Raw genomic sequence first — 18513 nt, 5'->3', positions numbered from 1 at the left:
AAAAGAGGTCTGCACGATTGTCCGCTGAGCGACGTTATTTTCACCCCCTCAGTCACCGGAGAAACCTTGACCCCTTCCCCGGTGCCGCGTTTACTCGCTCTCCCAACGCCATGCCACGTTCTCTCACGCTTTCTCTCCTGCTCTGCACGGGTGCCGCCACGACCTGGGCCTCCCAGCCGCATTCCACGGCGGATCTGCCCGACCCTAATCCCGAGGTCCAAAAGGCGGGCTTTGTGGTGCCAGAGGGGCTGGAGATCACCCTCTGGGCCCAGGAGCCGATGATCGCTAAGCCGGTGCAGATGAACTGGGATGCTCAAGGCCGCCTCTGGGTGGTGAGCAGCACGACCTACCCGCAGATCAAGCCTGGGGACGGCACCAAGGACCAAGTCGTGGTGCTGGAGGATACCGACCACGACGGTAAGGCAGATAAATCAACGGTTTTCGCCGAAGGCCTGCACATCCCCACGGCGGTGATCCCCGGCGATGGAGGGGCTTATGTGGCTAACTCCACGGAGGTGCTGTTTCTCAAAGACACCGATGGCGACCTGAAGGCCGATGAGCGCACGGTGATGCTCAGCGGCTTCGGCACCGAGGATACGCACCACCTGCTGCACACTATGCGGCATACCCCTGAGGGGCTGCTTTCCTTCAACCAATCCATCTACATCCACAGCCACATCGAGACCCCATATGGCGTGCGCCGTCTCATGGGCGGTGGGGTGTGGGAGTTCCGCCCGGAGACTCGCCGGCTGGAGATCGTCAGCAAAGGGCTGATCAATCCGTGGGGTTATGAGTTCGACAAATGGGGCCAATCCTTCGCCACCGACGGTGCGGGAGGAGAGGGGCTGAACTACATCTTCCTGGGCAGTGTTTTCAAAACCTCGCCCGGAGCTGCCCGCACCCTCAGTGGTCTGAGCCCAGGCCAGCCGAAGCAATGCGGTCTGGAAGTGATCGACGATCCACACTGGCCGGAGGAATGGCAGGGCACCTGGGTGACCAATGACTTCCGTGGCAACCGCGTGAATCGCTTTAAGCTCACCCCCAACGGCAGCAGCTACATCGCCAAGCAGGAAGAGGACGTCCTGGCCTCGAACCACCGCGCTTTCCGTCCGATCGACGTTCGTGTCGGCCCTGATGGAGCCCTTTACATCGCCGACTGGTATAACCCCATCATCCAACATGGCGAGGTGGACTTCCGCGATCCACGCCGCGACCTCGTCCATGGCCGCATCTGGCGCATCACCGCCAAGGGTCGCCCGCTGAGTGAGATGCCAAAGATCGTCGGCACCCCGGTGCCCGAGCTGCTGGAGATGCTGAAGAGCAACCGCAAGTGGACACGCGACTTTGCCCGCCAGGAAATCCGCGCCCGTGGAGTCACGGAGGTGATCCCAGTGCTGAAAACCTGGGTGGAAGCTCTGGACAAAAACGCCCCCGACTACTGGCATACCCTGCTGGAAGTGGCCTGGGCACGCGAGGGGCTGAACCGCTTCTCCCCCACCCTGTGGCGCGATCTGTATGCCAGCCCCGACGCCCGGGTGCGTGCCGCAGCCCTGCGCATTCTCACCCATCGTTGGAAGGAATTGCCCGATGCGATGGCCTTCCTCAACAAGGGCATCACCGATGAAAACCCCCAGGTGCGCCTCTGGGCCATGGCGGTGCTGTATGACATGCGCAAGCCTCAGGCCTTCGAACTGGCGCTGAAGGCCCTGGATCAAAGCATGGATGAAAGTCTGGATTTCCTGCTGGAGCTGACCGCCCGTGAGCAGGTGGACATCTGGCTGCCTCTGGCTCTCAAAGAGGAACTCAAGCTGAACGACAATCCGAAGCATCTGGTTTACGCCATGAAAGCCACGGGCAAGAGCGCCGCCCTGGAGCCTCTGCTCGCCTCGTTGAAGGCCAACAAGCTTGCCGCCGACGACGCCACCGCCGTGATGACCATGGCGGGAGATGCCGCCAATGCCACTCAGGTGGCTGAGATCGCCGCTCTGGTGAATGACCCGGCCATGGCGGACAAAGTGGCAGGACTTCTGGATGCCCTGGTCAAGGCTGCTACCACACGCGGTGTGAAACCGGAAGGTGCCGAAGCCATTGTCAAAGGTTGGTTGGAGAGCCCCCGCGCCGAGATCGTTCACCGCGCCACGATCCTGGCCGGAGCCTGGAAAGTGGAGTCCGCCCGCGAAACCTTGCAAACCATCCTGCTCAAGCCCGACACCGCCGCACCTGTGCGTGACGGTGCCGTTCAAGGGCTGGCAAGACTCGGTGGTGGGAAGTCGAAGGACTTCTTCAATCAGATCTTCCAGGAGCATCCCGAGCTTCGCAGCTTGGCCGTGCAGGGCTTGACCGATGTCGGTCCTCAGGTGGCAGCCCAGCGTGCCGTGGAGCTCTTTGCCGCTGCCAAGAACGCGCAAGAGGCCACCCCGGTGCTCACGGCATTCCTGAAGAACAAGCAGCTTCCCAATGTGCTGGCCAAGGAGCTGGAGGGCAAAACCATCCCCGACTATGTAGCGGTAGAAGGCATCCGCATCGTCTCCACTCGCGGCATCAAAGGTCCCCTCGAAGCCGCTTTGCAGAAAGCCGGTGGTGTGAAGCAGATGAATCAAGCCCTCACCCCCGAGGAAATGACCGCCTTGGTCAGCAAGGTGAAGGAACAAGGCGATCCAGCCCGTGGGGAAGCCATCTATCGCCGCCAGCAACTGCTCTGCCAGACCTGCCACGCCATCGGGGATGCTGGTGGCGTGCTCGGGCCTAACCTCGTCAGCATCGGCGGCAGCGCCCCGGTGGATTACCTGATCGAAAGCTTGCTGGAACCCAGCAAGAAGATCAAGGAAGGCTACCACATGGTCATCATCGGCCTCAAAGATGGCCAAGTCATCAGTGGAGGTTTGGTTCAGGACGGCGGTGACGAAGTGATCATCCGCGACCCTGCCAACCAATTGCAAAAAGTGCCCAAGGCTCAAATCGCCAGCCGCCAGATGAGCCCCGCCAGCATGATGCCGCCCGGCCTCACCGCCAGCCTGCGTGAAGATGAGTTTGTGGACCTCGTGCGTTTCCTCTCGGAACTCGGCCGTGAGGGGGATTACAAGATCAAACCCAACCGCTACGTCCGCACCTGGAAGGTGATGGGCAAGATGGAGCCTGAAGTGGTGGATCACGTGCGCCATGTCGGTCTGCACGCCTTGCATGAAAAAGACGCGGCCTACCCATGGCAGCTTCTGTTCTCCAAGGTCAGCGGTGATCTTCCCCTGAACGAACTCGAAGAGATCCGGATGTATCCGTGGTTTCCGAAAATCGCCCAATTCACCCTGAAGCTTGAGAGCGCTGGCAAGGTCAAACTCCGCCTCAGCAGCACCACGTCCGTGGATGTCGTGGTGGGCGATCAGCACCTGAAAGAAGTCACTCCCGAACTCACCCTCGATCTTCCCGCCGGGACGCATCCCGTTAGCATCGTGATTGGTAAAGCTGCCACAGACATCACCAACTTCCGCGTCGAGATTCTGGATGGAGCCGTGCAGGTGCAATAACGCAGCTCTTCTCACTCCGTCCCCATCTCGTTTAACCATTCGCCCGGAAACCTCACGGTTTCCGGGCTTTTTGTTAGGTGGTGAAAAGCCGCCCAGGGGGTCGCTGTCCCGTTTTGTAGACAACAACCGTTTTGTCGTCAAAGCAGCTCCACCGACCACCTCAAGCCGCTGGTTTTAATCCCTTGAGTGTTGTGCGAAAAGTGGTCTAGACGGTCACAAGTTGTGCGCATCTGCCACCGCTTCTCCGTGACCGTGTCTCGCCACATCTTCAGATGCCGTCGGTAAAGTCGTGAACGCTGAGGATTCATCATCCCTCAGCGGGCGAATCAAAAGGCGGAACTGCAAGTGGGGATATTATCTTATCCAGAGTATGATCTGTCGAGTGCTCCTGCTTTCCTGCCAGACCGTGATACGAGTTTGTTAGATGTGAGTGCGAGCGCGGCCTGAAGGGCCGCAGGATTCAGCCCAGGCCGCTAGGCCTGGGGGAGCCAGAGCGCCCATCGATAGATCCACGTCGCGCTCTGAAGGAGCGCGGTAACGGGTGGCATTGATTTCCATGATGCGCACTCTCCCGCGACCCTTCAGGCCGCAAATAAAACCAGACCTGCGAGAGGATGATCTTTTCTAGGTGGGAATAACAGGAAGTTCGTTAGTTCTTGCTGGCTTTGCTAACACGAGGCTCAAGGATGAATGCATGCTCATCAGAGCGCAGGCTGTGATGGGCCAACTCGGCGACGTAACGCAGGGCTTCGACCAGAGGAACGTCCTTGAGATCGAGAGTGATGCGGGCCTTGTTTGGTGCGCCGGGTTTGAGGACGATGTTCAGCGGGGCGATCTCCATGCGGTCGCAAGCGGTGGTGACTTGGACTCGGATGAGCTCCAGTGCCTCCTCCAGCGTGGCATCCCGGAAATGGACCTGGGGCAGGATGATTTTCGGGCCGTATTTCAGGGGATTACCGGTCAGTGCACGGGCTTGGTCGGGCGATGACGCAACGGCCGTTGAAGAATCCGACAGCGGTTCGATCAGCACGGCATAAGGCTCCACACGAAACTTCACCCCGGCCAGCTCGGTGACATAACGGAGCACGTCCATCAGCGGCACTTGCTTGAGGTCGAGACTGAGAGTGGCCTCCGTTCCGGTGCCTTGTCTCAGCAGGAAATGCACGCCACGCAGTTTGGGGTTGGTCTCAAGAGTGTCCAATTCGCGAGATTGAACCTCGAGGAAATCCACCACCTCCTTCAGAGTCACGCTGCTGAACTGAACTTGGGGGAAGACGATGCGTTCCAACTTTCGGACGAGGTAACTGTTGCGGGGCGGAAGGGTTTTCTTCGGATCGCCGCTGTTACCGCTGCCGCCGACCTGGGCCGTCATGTAACTGAGGTCGAGTTTTCGGGAGGCTTTAGCCTCTTCAGACGTGCCGAAGTAGATGCCCCCAAAGGCGCTGTTTGTGGCTCCAGGCTGGGCAGGTTGGTAAAAGGTCACATGAGGTAAACCTGGATAGGGGTTGGGAAAGGTGAGGGTGAAGGAGCCCTGACCTCGCTGCACAGTTACTTGCTGACGTGGATCAAAAGCGACCTTGGGGGAACCTGTGTTGAGACGGGTGATGGAGAGCAGCAGGATAGCGGATTCCTCGCTGCCCAGTTCATAGGCACCGGTGATGATCATGCGGTCAGCATTACGATCCACCTTAAAGATGCGGATCTCGTCTCCGGACTTGAAGTTCGAGCTGCCGACTTCAAATCCAGGCGTGTCGGTTTGAGCGATAGGTGTTTGAGCGCGGGTAACGCCAAGGAAGGTCATCGCAGGAATGGCCAGCCAGAGGAAAACTCGCAGGAGGGGGGCAGCCGTGCGGGCGCTGGCGATGGCCTGGATGCGAGTGCGCAGCGCGGAGCCGCGTTGGAAGATACCCACGAATCCAACGCAGAGGCCATGTGTTGGAAAAGCGGATTCCATTTTGAGCAAGGCACTGCCATAGGCATGACGTCGAGCGGATGTTTCCCCTTGAAGCACCTGCTCATCACAAGCGGCTTCACGATCTGTGCGGGCTTTGAAAAAGGCGAACCACAGCAGGGGATTGAACCAATGCAGAGCCAAGAGGAGGCATAACAAAAAGTTGATGCGGAGATCGCCGCGCTTGAGATGCATGAGTTCGTGTTTGAGCACAAGGCGGGTTTCTTCAGCGTTCAGTGGGTCCCCAAAGCTTTTGGGAAGCATCAAAACAGAGCGCCAGAGGCCCGTGACGGCCGGGCTTTGAATCTCGGGCGAGACTACGATGTCAGGTAGGCGTGACAGCTTCGCCTCCCCAGCGATCTGCCGAATCTCGGTCAGCAAAGCTTCATCAGGCGGTGATGCCTGATTGCGGGCGAGATGAAGAGTTCGAAGGTAGGAAAGCAGCCCTCCCGAAAGGAGAACGACAACGCCCGATAGCCACACCCACATGCCCACTTGGCTCCAGTCAAAAAGCGGTGCAGGGACCGTGATGAGAGGATTCGATAACCCAGTCTTCAGCCCCGTATCCTGCGATCCCTGCTCCATCGTTTGCACCTGGGCTGACGCTGTTGGAACGGAGCGTGATGGGGCCAGTAGGCTTTCCAGGCTCCACGCACTTGGAAGAAAGATCGGCATCAGCAGCACGGCGAGCACCGGCAGCCATAAGGCATAACGCCAGCGGCAGGACAGACGATGCCGGAGGAGCGTCTGAAGCGTCATGACGAGGACCACCAACAAGGTCGCCCGGAGACTGGTGTCCAGAGTCCAATCAAACAGAAGATGCAGCGTTTTCATAGGATGGCTGATAATAGGTTGGCGTTAAGATTTGAGGGACTGATCGAGCAGTTTCTTGAGCTCCTTCACCTCGTCTGGGGTGAGCTTGCTGTTCTGGGCGAAGTGGACCAGCAGCGGTTTGGCGGCCCCTTGGAAGACCCGCTGGAGGAAGGAGTCGCTCTCAGCGCGGACACAATCCTCACGCTTCACAGCGGGTTGATAGGTTCGGGTGCCACTGGGGTTTTCACCGGTTTTCAGCGCCGCTTTTTCAACCAGCCGAGTCAGCAGGGTGCGCACGGTGTTTTCAGCCCACTTCGTGGTGGGTTTGAGGGTTTTAGTGACTTCGGAGGCCGTCTGCGGAGCGCTCTCCCAGAGGGCTTCCATGACCGTCCATTCAGATTCGGAAATATCGGGTGTGGGCATGATTTAAATTCCTTTCCCGTTTATTTCACTACATTTGTCGTGGTTAGGCAACTACAAATGTAGTGAATGAGGTGAAAAACAAAAAAGCGGCTGGCCTGAGATGCATCAGGCGCAGCCGCTGAATGGAGGCTTGGAAGGTGGTTTATTCCACCGTCACGCTCTTGGCGAGGTTACGGGGTTTATCTACGTCACAACCGCGGGCGACGGCGGTGTAGTAGGACAGAAGCTGGAGCGGGATTACCGTCAGCAGAGGGCTGAGGTAGGAGGGGCAGTCCGGCACGTAGATCACATCATCCGTTAGGCGCTCCAGTTCGGTGCGGCCTTCGGTGGTCACGCAAATGACGGGGCCTTTGCGGGCGAGCACTTCCTCGATGTTGCTGACGTTCTTGTCGAACACGGCATCATCAGGAGCGATGAACACGGACGGCATGTCCGGCTTCACCAGGGCGATGACGCCGTGCTTCAGCTCGGCACTCGGGTGACCGCTGGCGTAGATGTAGCTGATCTCCTTCATCTTCAGAGCGCCTTCCATGGCCACAGGGTAGTTGGCTTGGCGGCCCATGAAGAGCATCCCTTCGGCATTGGCGTGCTTCTCGGCGATGGCTTTGATGCGGTCGGTCTGAGTGAGAATGCTGGCGATCTTGTCGGGGATGGCTTCCAGTTCATCGATCATCTCCATGCCATCGGCGCTGGAGAGGTGATGAATACGACCAAAGAGCATGCCCAGGAGGGTCATGATCATTACCTGAGAGGTGAAGGTCTTCGTCGCGGCCACACCGATTTCAGGTCCGGCGTGAATGTAGCAACCGCCGTCGCTCTCACGAGCAATGGTGCTGCCGACACTATTGACGATGCCGAGGCATTTGATGCCCTTGCGGCGGGCTTCACGCATGGCGGCCAGGGTATCGATGGTTTCACCGCTCTGGCTGAGCACGAATTGCAGGGTGTTTTTATCCGCCGGCACGTTGCGATAGCGGAACTCACTGGCGATCTCCACCTCGGTCGGCACACGGGCCAGGGTTTCGATGACGTATTCACCGACCATGGCCGCATGGAAAGCGGTTCCGCAACCGCTGAGGATGATGCGATCCACGCCACGCAGTTCCTGCGGGGTCATGTTCAAGCCGCCGAGAATAGCGGTGCCGTCATCACGAGAAAGGCGACCACGCATGGCATTGCGGAGGGAATTCGGCTGCTCAAAGATCTCCTTGAGCATGTAGTGCGGGAAAGCCCCCTTCTCCGCATCATCGGCCGTGAATTCCACGCGGCTGACTTTCACCTGCGCTTCACCGCCGTCCATGGAGGTCACATCATACTGATCCTCACTGAGACTGACGATGTCGTGGTCATTCAGATACACCACGTCACGAGTGTGGGCGACGATGGCAGAGACATCACTGGCCAGGAAGTGCTCGCCATCTCCCAGGCCCACCACCAGAGGACTGCCCAAGCGGGCTCCCACGATCACCCCTGGCACATCGGCGTGCATAACGGCAATCCCGTAGGTGCCTTTGACCTTGGCCAAGGCGGCTTTCAGAGCATTGCGCAGGCGGCTCGCACCGTCTTTTTCGTCGCTGGCTTCAAAGTACCGTCCGACGAGGTGAGCTAGCACCTCGGTATCGGTCTGGGATTCAAAAGTATCACCCTGAGCGAGCAATTGATCCCGCAGCGTCTGATAGTTCTCAATGACGCCGTTATGCACCAAGACAAGCTTGCCGCTCTGGTCCCGATGGGGGTGCGCATTTTCATCCGTCGGCGCACCGTGGGTGGCCCAGCGGGTGTGTGAGATCCCCACTTCACCTGTGGGAGCGATCTCCGCTACCGCCTGCCTGAGATTCTCGATGCGACCGGCGCGTTTGATGATTTTAACCGTGTTACCGCCGTTCAGCAGCGCGATGCCTGCCGAGTCATAACCACGATATTCGAGCCTGCGCAGCCCATCCAAGAGGATCGGGCTGGCCTGCCGTTTGCCAATGTAGCCAACAATTCCGCACATAGTGTTCGTTTGCCCGCCACGAAGCGGGTCCTTCAGTCTAGCTGTTAGAATGCCAGCCCGCCAGTGAAAGGGCAATTTCGTGAAAGATTAGAGGCATCGGCTAAAGTTCATCCCGATTGCAGTCTCGCCTCAGCCGAGCGAGAAGAATCTTATGACCTTTGAATTTGCCACCGCCACAAGGATCATTTTCGGCCGGGGAGCCGTGTCACAGTTACCCGTTTTGACCCTGGGTCTCGGGAAGAAACTCCTGGTTGTCACCGGGCGTGATCCCCAACGTTTCATGCCCATCCTTCAGACCTTGGAAGAGAGGGGGCTCGAGGTCGTGATTTTCCCGCTGTTGACGGAGCCCACGGTGGATGACATCCGCCGGGGTTCGGCCACGGCTTTGAAAACTGGGGCGGAAGTGGTCATCGGTCTGGGGGGCGGCAGCGCGGTGGATGCGGGCAAGGCGATCGCGGCGGTGGCTCGGCAGCCGCATGATCTGCTGCATTACCTGGAGATCGTGGGAAAAGCCCAACCTCTGGACAATCCCCCGCTGCCCTTCATCGCGGTGCCGACGACGGCGGGCACGGGGGCGGAAGTGACTCGGAATGCGGTATTAGTTAGCGCTGAGCACGGGGTGAAGGCCAGCCTGCGCCACCCCTCCATGCTGCCGGCCGTGGCTCTGGTGGACCCGGAACTGGCGCGCACCTGCCCTCCTTCGGTGACTGCGGCCAGTGGCATGGATGCCCTCACGCAGTGCCTGGAGGCCTATGTTTCCAGCCGTGCTCAGTCCATGACGGACGCCCTCTGTGTGGATGGCATTCGCCGCGCGATTCGTTCACTCGAAAGGGCTGTTACGGACGGGCATGATGTGGAGGCGCGGGAAGACTTAGCTCTAGCGGCCATGTTTAGCGGCATGGCCCTAGCCAATGCAGGGCTAGGGGCCGTGCATGGTTTTGCGGCACCCATTGGCGGCAGTTTCAAAGCGGCCCATGGCGCAGTTTGCGCGGCCTTGCTGGCTCCGGTGTGGGCGATGAATTGGGCCGCGATCAAGCGGGATGGGGACTGCCTGATCCGAGAGCGATTCGAAGCTGCCTCCCGCCTGATTTTAAACGATGACGAGGGCACCCCGGAAAAGGCGGCCACTTTCCTGAAGGAGCTCAGTCTCCGACTCAAGATCCCCACCTTGGGCAGTTTTGGCATCACCCATCTAGACCTGCCGGAAATCGCGACCAAGGCGGCCCAGTCCAGTAGCATGAAGGGGAACCCCGTGCCGCTGAGCCAGGAGGAGCTGCTCGATATTCTGCGCCAAGCTCTTTAAGCTCGCAATTCAGGCACAGTCCCTGACAAGGGGCGGGAAATGGGGAGCAAGTGTTGGCCGTTGGTTAAATAGGTATTTTGTGAGCGTATTTAAAAGCTCCTCTGTCTTCCCCCCTTTCATGCGCTGGCTTTTCCTCATCCCTCTGCTGCCTCTGCTCGCCCAGGCGGAGCCGGAGTATGAGTTGCCGCCCATCCGTTACTCCGACACCACACCTCAGGATGCGGTGCAGGATCTGATGAAACGCCTCCAGGCGGGCAAGACCACGGTGGATCGCACGGATGCCTGGACGGTGCTGCGGGATCTACGCCGGGAGTTTCACATCCCTGAGGAGTCTCAGGTCCTGGTGTTTTCCAAAACCAGCAAACAGAACGATCTCATCAGCCCGCAGACACCGCGGGTCATTTATTATGGCGATGAGGCCTACCTCGGTTATTCCGTGGGCGGGGGCATTGAGATTGCCGTGGTGGACCCTTATCTGGGGCCGATTTATTATCTGCTGGAGCCGGAGACTTCTCGGAAAAAACCGCTGGAATTTCAGCGCGATCAGAGCTGCCTCACCTGCCATGGCGGCCCCTTCACTCCGGGTGTGACGGGCGTCATGGTGCGCTCTGTTTTTCCCAGCGCCACCGGGCATCCCATTCTGAGTCAAGGCAGCGCGGTGGTGGATAGCACCACGCCCTTTCGTGATCGGTGGGGAGGCTGGTATGTCACTGGGCGGCATGGCGACTCCACTCACCGAGGGAATGTGATCGCCACCGAAAACGCCGATAACACCTGCGACATGCCCGTGGAGCAGGGGGCCAATCTGACCCAACTTACCGGCCTTTTTGACATCAGCCGCTACCCCCGCGCCAGCAGCGACATCGTCGCGCTCATGGTGCTGGAGCATCAGACCTCCGTGCAAAATGTGCTGACCAAGGCGCATCAAACCGCCGCGCGTGCGATGTACATGCAGACCTCCTTGCAAAAAGAACTCGGCGAACCCATTCAGAACGAACCTACGGGCACGGCCAAGCGCATCATTGAGCACTGCACAGAAGACGTGCTGGATGCCTTGCTTTTCAAAGACGAGGCCACGCTGCCGGATGGAGGCATCGAGGGAGATGAAGCCTTCCAGACCGCTTTTTTGAAAACCGCACGCCCCAGTGCTGGCGGGCGCAGTCTCAAGGATTTCCAACTGCTCAATCGCCTCTTCAAATACCGCTGCAGTTATATGATCTACTCTCGCACGTTTGAGCGCATGCAGCCTGCGCTCAAGGCCTCGGTTAAAGCGCGGCTGGACCGCATTCTCCGAGGCGAGGAGCCCGGGGGGCGTTACGATTACCTGGGCGAATCTGAGCGGCGACACATTCGCACCATCTTAGCGGAGACTCTGTAACCCCTCACAAATAGGGAAAACATCGGTGAAACGACTTTGCTTTTGGTAGGATTACGGGCAAGAACCCGCCTGAAATTGCGTTTTCTCCCGCCCATGTTGTCCAGTGCCCACCTATTTCGTTGCTTAGCTTTTGGCCTGCTCGCCTCCGCCGCACCCCTTTCGGCGGCGACGCTGTTCATGGAAGATTTTACCGGTGAATCCGTGGGCCAGGCCACGGAGAGCTGGCGCAGTTTCAACAGCGTGAATGTCGCTGGCACAGCTTATGGCGGCACGGGTATCACCAATGGAGTTTCCTCCCCGACAGGCGAGAACCCCAATCCCTACCTTTACGCGCAAAATAGTACCGCCAATGGCGGCACCACGACGGTGGATTACTTCCTTTTCACCACCTCCACTACCGCCACCTTGGGGGCAAGTGCTTTCACGGGGCTGGTGCCTGCGGATTACAGCGCCTTTAGCGCGAGCTGGCAGCAAAACACCGGCGGCACCATGACAGGCATGAGCTACTACCTGACGGTGCAGGTGGATGGGGCCTGGTATGCCACGCCTTCCGGCGGGGTGGACGGACCTGGAGCGAATCAGTATCAGGTGGATCTCCTGAATGCCTCCTGGTATGCGGTCAGCTTCACTCAGGGCACCTCCATGTCGCTCGACACGGGGGCCTCGACGATCTCCTCCAGCACTTTGTTTGGTCCAGGGGAGGCCATCACCGGACTCGGTTTTTATGTGAAAAATTTCCCAGGGGCTAACACGACTGGCTCCGACTTCCGCACCATTCGTTTCGATAACCTGACCATCACCGGCACTCCCGAGCCGAGCCGGGCGATGTTGCTGGGTCTCGCCTTGACCGGACTGGTATTGCGCCGCCGTCGGATGGGATGCTGAAGCCGCTCCGAGTTTGGGGACGATCGCGAAGCTTGGATTCCGCCTGACAGGGCGGTGTTGGGAGCCCCGGCTTCAGCCGGACGGGTGACTTTTCGATGCTCGTCTCATTCCGCTTGAAGGTAGGGCTCCGGACTTGCTGTATCCACGCCTGCGCGGGCACTCGACCTTGCTGCGTGGACACCGGGCATTATGCCGCCTGAGACTGAAGGGCCTTTATTGAGACTGGGAACGCTCCGTGATGATCCTGGCTTCTTATGGAGATTCAGAGCCCAACTGGTTCATTCCGCTTTCTGATACATCGCTGTAGGTTCGGCTGCGGCCAGGTCCACGAGGTAACCGGCGAACTTGGCGGTGAGGAGCTCGAAGTATTGAGCCCCTTTTTCGGCCGTGGAGTGCTGTGGATCGCCGGAGCCGGTGTCGTTGGTGGCTTGCGACCATGCGCGCTGAGCCCAGGCCCACTTTTCCCTCATGGCGGGGATTTTCCACAGGTTGTCCGTGCCCGGGCCCCAGTCTTCTTTCGGCAAAACCAACTCGGGATGCAGGTGCAGCATGAGGCTGGTTTCACGCTCATCGGCGTGGTCACCGACGATGGTGAAGATGTCCTTGCCACTGCTGATGCTGAACCAATTGACCACGGAGAGGAAGATGCGCGGGTGGCGTGCCTGGAGCTCACGCAGGATCTGACGGAAGTCATTGCCGCCATGGCCGTTGAAGACCACGAGCTTAGGGATGCCGACGCCCTCCAGGGAGCTGATGATGTCCTCCAGCACGGCGGTCTGTGTGCTGGGGTTCATATTGATGCAAAAAGGGATGTCGAGCTGCCCTGTCTGCACACCAAAGGGGAGGTTAGGCAGGATGGCGACCTTAGCTCCGGCGTCCCACGCGATGCGGCCCGCCTCGGCACACAGGCTTTCATTTTGATAGCTATCCGTGGCGTAGGGCAGGTGCCAGTTATGGGCTTCTGTGGCCCCCCAGGGCAGGACTGCAATCTCGTAGCGGGTGTCTTTGACATGCTTCCAGTTCGTCTCGGCAAGGATCCAGGGGCGGGGAGAGGAGGTCATAAAAGTGATGGGTGAGTTTTGTAACAGGCGCTCAGGAATCCAGTAATACCACGTGCAGGTCACTCCCTGCCAGTCCCGCTATGAAAATGATGAATCGCTCCCTGGTGAAAGTTGTCGGTGCCATCCTGTTCCTCGGTGGGGTGGCGTTTGCGCAGTTTGTCGATGTGCCGTTCTTTCGCGGTGTCAAAGCGGAGGTGATGATTAGCCGTCCGGCGAAGACCAAAGGTGGAGATTTCGATGACCAGATGCAGGTGATCAAACCGCGTATCAAGTTTACCAACACGGACAATAAACAGAACTACGAGAAGCATCAGGTCTCTTTCATGCTCGTGGGGGAGAGCGCCGTGGATCGGAAAGTCTTCAAGGTGCTGCAGCGGCATGACTTTGAGGTGAATCTGCCGGCTCGACAAATCGTGGAGGAGCAAGCCCCGGATTTAACAACCCGCTATGACACCACGGGCTTGAAGTTTGGCTACAAGTATGATGGTTGGATCCTAGTCGTGAAAGATCCGCTGGGCCAACTCGCGCTGGCGAAGTCCTCCATTCCCACGTTGGAAAAAATGCCCACGCAGTTGGGTTCGCTGAAGCAGAATGGCTGTTACGATAAGCAGCTCAAGCCTGTCGAAGAGCCAAGATTAACCCAGCGTTGAGTTCGCTGGGAGGGATGGCTTGACGTGGCGAGGGATTGCAGGTGAACTGCCTGACCATGCGCCTGTTTTTGCTCTCTCTTTTCTGCGTGCTGCCGCTCTTCACTCAAGCTGTAGCGGGTCGCTATCTCACAGTCGAGTATCCCCCGTCGAAAGAGCCGGAGGGTCTGATCTACGGGGTGACCTACACGCTGTGGCTGCCGGAAGGGATTGAGAAAGTCCGGGGTGTGATCGTGCATCAGCATGGCTGTGGCGCGGGAGCCTGCAAGGGCGGTGAGACAGCGGCCTATGATCTGCATTGGCAGGCCCTGGCAGCAAAGCATGGGTGTGCACTGCTCGGCCCGTCTTATCATCAGGAGGATGGACAGGACTGTCGGAAGTGGTGTGATCCCCGCAATGGCTCGGAGAAGGCCTTTCTACACAGCCTGGAGGAATTTGCCAAGCAGTCAGGACATCCGGAAATCGGGAAGGTGCCGTGGGCTCTGTGGGGGCATAGCGGCGGTGGTTTCTGGTCCAGCCTCATGCTCACGCTGCATCCCGATCGCATCGCGGCCATCTGGTTTCGTTCGGGTTCCGCCTATTATGTTTGGGAGAAGGGAGACATCCCCAAACCGGAACTGAGCGAAGCCGTGTATCAGGTGCCGATTTGCTTCAACGGCGGTCTTAAAGAGGAGCAAGATAAACGTCACGGCCCGGCACGGGTGGGAGATCGTGCGATGTTCAAAGCTTGGAGAGCTAAGGGAGCCCCGGCGGGTTTTGCACGCGATCCGAGGACAGGTCATGAGTGTGGTGACTCGCGTTATTTAGCGATTCCCTTTTTGGACACCTGCCTAACCATGCGTTTGCCGAAACAAGGCGCCGCGCTACTGCCTGTGAAAGTCAGTGACGGTTGGCTGTCCGAGATGGATGAGAGGACGGCGGTGAAGGCGAGTGAGTTTAAGGGGGCCTTAGAAACCGCAGCGTGGATGCCGACAGAGGCACTGACGAAACTGCGTGCGGAATACATCCAAACGGGGGCGACGAATGACACCACGCCACCGCCTGGTCCTACGGATGTGAAGGTCAAAGATGGAGTCGTGACCTGGCAGGCCGAGGTGGACTTCGAAAGCGGTCTCCAGCAGTTCATCGTTTACCGCGAGGGTAAGGAAATCGGACGAGTGCCGGAGAAACTGGCGAGCCGGTTTGGACGTCCGCTTTTTCAAGCCATGTCCTACCACGACACTCCTGAGAAACCTCTGCTGGAGATGAAGTTCGTGGACCCTACGCCCGCCACATCTGCCATTTCCTATCGAGTGATTTCGGTGAACGGTGTCGGCCTGAGATCCGAATAAGGGTTGGTATGTCTGACCCAACTCCAGTTCCAGGATACTCGGCGCTCTTGCTTGCCGGGGGGCGCTCCACCCGCATGGGGGAGGACAAGGCGTTTCTGCCTTGGCAGGGTAAGCCGCTGTGGCAGGGCCAGATTCAAAAACTGCGGATGCTGAAGCCAGCGCGGCTCATCGTCGCCTGTCGAGAAGGGCAGGGTCTGCATCAGACTGCGGAGCCCGAGGTGGAGTGGTTGTTCGATCCGCCAGGGACCGATGTCGGTCCCATAGGCCCCGTGAGTCGGGCTCTGGCGTTAGTACAAATGCCGCTGGTGGTGCTGGCCGTGGATATGCCGGAGATGAATCCGGCTTTTTTGAGCGAATCGATTGCAGAGCTTCCTCCCGATCAAGCGTTGTTCTTCCGCGCCAGTCACGGCATCGAACCTCTGGCCGGGGTCTATACGCCAGCGCTGATTCCATTGATGGAAAAGGCTCTCGAAGACACTCAGCTCAGCATGCGCCGTTTGATCGAGGATGCCGTTAACCAGGGGTTGGCCATCGTGCAGCCCGTATCGCCTTCAACGCAGGTTTATTTCGCCAATACCAATACACCTGACGAGTGGTCTGAGGTGGTGGGATGAATAAAATACTAACTAAAAGTGATACCTGATTTTGGGTTTGAGGGTTTCATGAGAGTATGGCCGCCTGAAGCCTTCTTTGTCGGCATGGGTTGGGTCGCCATGGTGTATCGCGGCAAGTTTGATGGGAAGGATTTCCGATTGTTCTGGTCGCGTGCGAATCAGTGGTTAGGTGCCCTGCGTGAGGCGGTGCTGGTCAAGGCATGAAGGGCAGCGAAGGCACGAAAAAAGCGACCTCTTTCGAGGTCGCTTTGCAGGGTTCCACAACGAACGGACTGCTTCAGCACCGCAGTGCTGAGAATTCGATCAGACCACCCAATTGCCGCGATACTCGCGGGTGAGCCACTTCGGATCACCGCCTTCAGCGAAGGTGCGCTCGGTAGGATTCCATTTGAAGCTGGCGTCGTTCCAATAAGCCATGTTCATGAGGTGGCAGGAAATGGCGGAGGTGGCGCCAATAGCGACGTCGCAGATCGGGCGCTCACGGGTCTGGATGGAGTTCAGCCAGTCATCGTGATGGTTCTTGCTGACGTACAGCTTCACCTTGGCGTCTTTGAGGTATTCGCGCTCGGTGAGGATCACTTCACGGTCGAGGGAGGTGCCTTTGTCTTCGTTCTTGTCCCAGAACTTGTGGATGGTTTTACCACCGAGGATGAACTCGAACTTCCCACGATTGACGTGCACTTCACCTTCCGTACCGTAGATGGAGACGCCCTTGCCATCGTTGTGGGTTAGGACGACGCCGTTGCTGTAAACGAGCTGAGCACCGCGCTTCTTATCTGCGCCAGGGGAGCGCACTTCAACAGGGCCGCTGTCATCCACCCCGAGTGCCCATTGAGCGATGTCAATGTGGTGAGCACCCCAGTCGGTGATCATGCCGCCGCCGAACTCACGAGTCATACGCCAGGCTGGGAAGTGGTTATGCACGCCGCGTGGGCTGAGGATGCTGTTGTAAGGCTTCAAGGGGCCTGGACCGCACCAGCGATCCCAGTCGAGGCCTGGCTCCATGGCTTCTTCACCCAGATTGTAAACACCGGCGGGGTCACCGAAGGAAGTGGTGATGGTTTTGATTTCACCCAGCACCCCGTTGCGCACCAGCTCAGCGGCGATACGGAACTCCTGATTGTTCGAGCGCTGCTGGGAGCCGGTCTGGAAGATGCGGCCACTGTCACGCACCGCTTTGGTCAGAGTCAGCGCTTCATGGACATTGTGAGTGAGAGGCTTCTCACCATAGACATCTTTGCCAGCTTTGACGGCGGCGATGCCGATGTAGGCATGCCAGTGGTCCGGAGTCGCGATGACGACGGCGTCGATGTCTTTGCGGGCCAGGAGCTCCTGGAAGTCATTGTAAGCGGAGCAACCCTTGTAGTCGCTGCCGGCTTTCTTGCCGTAGGTTTCTTCGACCTTCTTCTTCGCGTTTTCACGACGGTTGGTGTCCACGTCGCAGACAGCCACGACCTGCACGGATTCACGGCCCAGGAAGTTCCCCAAATGGCCGGAGTTCATTTTTCCCATGCCGATAAAGCCGAGATTGATGCGGGAGTTGGGCGCGGTTTCTGCCGACCAGACACGGGAGGGCAGGATGAAGGGTGCCGTGATGGCCCCGGCTGCGGTTTGCAGGAATTGACGGCGTGACTTGGGATTAGAGCTCATGGGTTGGATAAACTTTGGCGGGTGGGAGGTAACGGACTTTCCCGGCACCATTTGTGCATTTTCTGTCATAAAAGGACAGATCGGGCGAGCGTTTGTGGCCAATTCGACCAAAAAAATGGCTGCCAGAACCAATCTGGCAGCCATTAGAGTCTTGGAGACGGATCGGACCGAGTCCGAAATCGCTTATTTCTCGATCTTCAGAAGCTCGACTTCGAAGACCAGGGTTTCGCCGGGACCGATGTCAGCACCTGCGCCGTTGTCGCCGTAGGCAAGCTCGGAAGGGATGTAGAGTTTGTACTTGGAGCCCACGTTCATGAGCTGAAGAGCTTCGGTCCAGCCTTTGATCACTTCCTGCACGCCGAAAGTGATGGGTTCACCACGCTCGACGCTGCTGTCGAAAACTTTGCCATTCAGAAGGGTGCCGTGGTAGTGCACGTTCACTTTGTCAGTGGCAACAGGCTTTGGACCTTCGCCCTGCTTGATCACTTCGTATTGCAGACCGCTGGCGGTGGTTTTCACACCATCCTTCTTGCCGTTCTCAGCCAGGAACTTAGCACCGGCAGCTTTGGTTTCTTTGGCTTTATCAGCGGCTTTGGCCTGCATTTCAGCCTGCTTGCCCTGCATCACTTTTTCAAATTCCTGCATGGCTGCTTCAAGCTCTTCAGGCTTGTACTTGGAAGGCTTGCCTTCGAATTGATCACGGACTGCGCCCAAGAAGCTATCCAGGTCGATGTCCACGCCCTGCTGCTTGAAGTTGTTGGCGATGTTACCGCCGATTTGAGATCCGATGAAATAGCTGACTTTGTCCATCGGTGCTGATGCAGCAGGAGCGGCAGCTTCGCCAGCAGGTTTTGGAGATTCCGTCTGAGCTGACAGTGTGGAAGCGACGGCAAATGCGGCGCAAGCAAGGCGAAGTGTGAATTTCATGATTTGGAGCGGC

At 58.4% G+C, this 18513-nt stretch carries 15 protein-coding genes; 8 read left to right on the top strand and 7 right to left on the bottom strand.

Translation table 11 applies throughout. The features are described from left to right. Window positions 1–110 precede the first annotated feature (110 nt). Complete coding sequence (locus B5D61_RS06230; protein WP_078812456.1) at window positions 111–3521, top strand: PVC-type heme-binding CxxCH protein; 3411 nt, start codon at window positions 111–113, stop codon at window positions 3519–3521. Window positions 3522–3941: 420 nt separating this feature from the next. Here the strand turns inward: B5D61_RS06230 and B5D61_RS26155 are convergent, their stop codons facing one another. From B5D61_RS26155 to glmS, 4 genes are all read right to left on the bottom strand, one after another. After that, window positions 3942–4079 (bottom strand): hypothetical protein, encoded by a 138-nt coding sequence (locus B5D61_RS26155; protein WP_176159253.1) that lies wholly within the window; start codon window positions 4077–4079, stop codon window positions 3942–3944. Window positions 4080–4170: 91 nt separating this feature from the next. Continuing rightward, window positions 4171–6306 carry a M56 family metallopeptidase gene (locus tag B5D61_RS06225; protein WP_078812455.1) on the bottom strand — a complete coding sequence of 712 codons (2136 nt, stop codon included), beginning with the start codon at window positions 6304–6306 and terminating at the stop codon, window positions 4171–4173. A gap of 24 nt (window positions 6307–6330) precedes the next feature. Further along, a complete protein-coding gene (locus B5D61_RS06220; protein ID WP_078812454.1) occupies window positions 6331–6708 on the bottom strand; it encodes a BlaI/MecI/CopY family transcriptional regulator in 378 nt (125 codons plus the stop codon). Window positions 6709–6850: 142 nt separating this feature from the next. After that, window positions 6851–8704: a glutamine--fructose-6-phosphate transaminase (isomerizing) gene (glmS, locus tag B5D61_RS06215; RefSeq protein ID WP_078812453.1), complete on the bottom strand. Its 1854-nt coding sequence runs from the start codon at window positions 8702–8704 to the stop codon at window positions 6851–6853. 151 nt (window positions 8705–8855) lie between these two features. Here glmS and B5D61_RS06210 point away from each other — a divergent pair, with 151 nt between their 5' ends. The 3 genes from B5D61_RS06210 to B5D61_RS06200 all read left to right on the top strand — a co-directional run bounded on the left by B5D61_RS06210 (window position 8856) and on the right by B5D61_RS06200 (window position 12270). Then, complete coding sequence (locus tag B5D61_RS06210) at window positions 8856–10007, top strand: iron-containing alcohol dehydrogenase (protein WP_078812452.1); 1152 nt, start codon at window positions 8856–8858, stop codon at window positions 10005–10007. 118 nt (window positions 10008–10125) lie between these two features. Beyond that, window positions 10126–11385, top strand: a complete 1260-nt coding sequence (locus B5D61_RS06205) for a hypothetical protein (RefSeq protein WP_078812451.1) — start codon at window positions 10126–10128, stop codon at window positions 11383–11385. Window positions 11386–11478: 93 nt separating this feature from the next. Beyond that, complete coding sequence (locus B5D61_RS06200; RefSeq protein ID WP_078812450.1) at window positions 11479–12270, top strand: PEP-CTERM sorting domain-containing protein; 792 nt, start codon at window positions 11479–11481, stop codon at window positions 12268–12270. Window positions 12271–12548: 278 nt separating this feature from the next. Here B5D61_RS06200 and B5D61_RS06195 read toward each other — a convergent pair whose 3' ends face one another. Beyond that, window positions 12549–13331, bottom strand: coding sequence for a creatininase family protein (locus B5D61_RS06195; RefSeq protein ID WP_176159252.1), 783 nt, complete (start codon window positions 13329–13331; stop codon window positions 12549–12551). An 86-nt stretch (window positions 13332–13417) separates the two neighbouring features. Here B5D61_RS06195 and B5D61_RS06190 point away from each other — a divergent pair, with 86 nt between their 5' ends. Genes B5D61_RS06190 through B5D61_RS26150 form a run of 4 tightly spaced genes read left to right on the top strand, consistent with a single transcriptional unit; the run spans window position 13418 to window position 16127 of the window. Further along, the gene (locus B5D61_RS06190; RefSeq protein ID WP_139373099.1) at window positions 13418–13981 is read left to right on the top strand and encodes a hypothetical protein; all 564 of its coding nucleotides are present in this window, start codon (window positions 13418–13420) and stop codon (window positions 13979–13981) included. A gap of 56 nt (window positions 13982–14037) precedes the next feature. Then, window positions 14038–15309, top strand: a complete 1272-nt coding sequence (locus B5D61_RS06185) for an alpha/beta hydrolase family protein (RefSeq protein ID WP_078812448.1) — start codon at window positions 14038–14040, stop codon at window positions 15307–15309. 8 nt (window positions 15310–15317) lie between these two features. Continuing rightward, window positions 15318–15923 (top strand): molybdenum cofactor guanylyltransferase, encoded by a 606-nt coding sequence (locus B5D61_RS06180; protein ID WP_078812447.1) that lies wholly within the window; start codon window positions 15318–15320, stop codon window positions 15921–15923. A gap of 48 nt (window positions 15924–15971) precedes the next feature. Then, window positions 15972–16127, top strand: coding sequence for a hypothetical protein (locus B5D61_RS26150; RefSeq protein ID WP_176159251.1), 156 nt, complete (start codon window positions 15972–15974; stop codon window positions 16125–16127). Between the two features lie 99 nt (window positions 16128–16226). On the opposite strand, the gene B5D61_RS06175 is transcribed toward B5D61_RS26150, so the two are convergent. Both B5D61_RS06175 and bamJ read right to left on the bottom strand, forming a co-directional pair. After that, complete coding sequence (locus B5D61_RS06175; RefSeq protein ID WP_078812570.1) at window positions 16227–17573, bottom strand: Gfo/Idh/MocA family protein; 1347 nt, start codon at window positions 17571–17573, stop codon at window positions 16227–16229. Between the two features lie 183 nt (window positions 17574–17756). Further along, entirely contained in the window at window positions 17757–18500 is a 744-nt protein-coding gene (gene bamJ, locus B5D61_RS06170) for a BamJ family beta-barrel-assembly machinery protein (RefSeq protein ID WP_078812446.1), read from the bottom strand. Window positions 18501–18513: the final 13 nt, after the last annotated feature.

This window comes from Prosthecobacter debontii (assembly GCF_900167535.1).
Classification (GTDB): Bacteria; Verrucomicrobiota; Verrucomicrobiia; order Verrucomicrobiales; family Verrucomicrobiaceae; genus Prosthecobacter; species Prosthecobacter debontii.
This window is presented reverse-complemented; position numbering and strand designations above follow the sequence as displayed.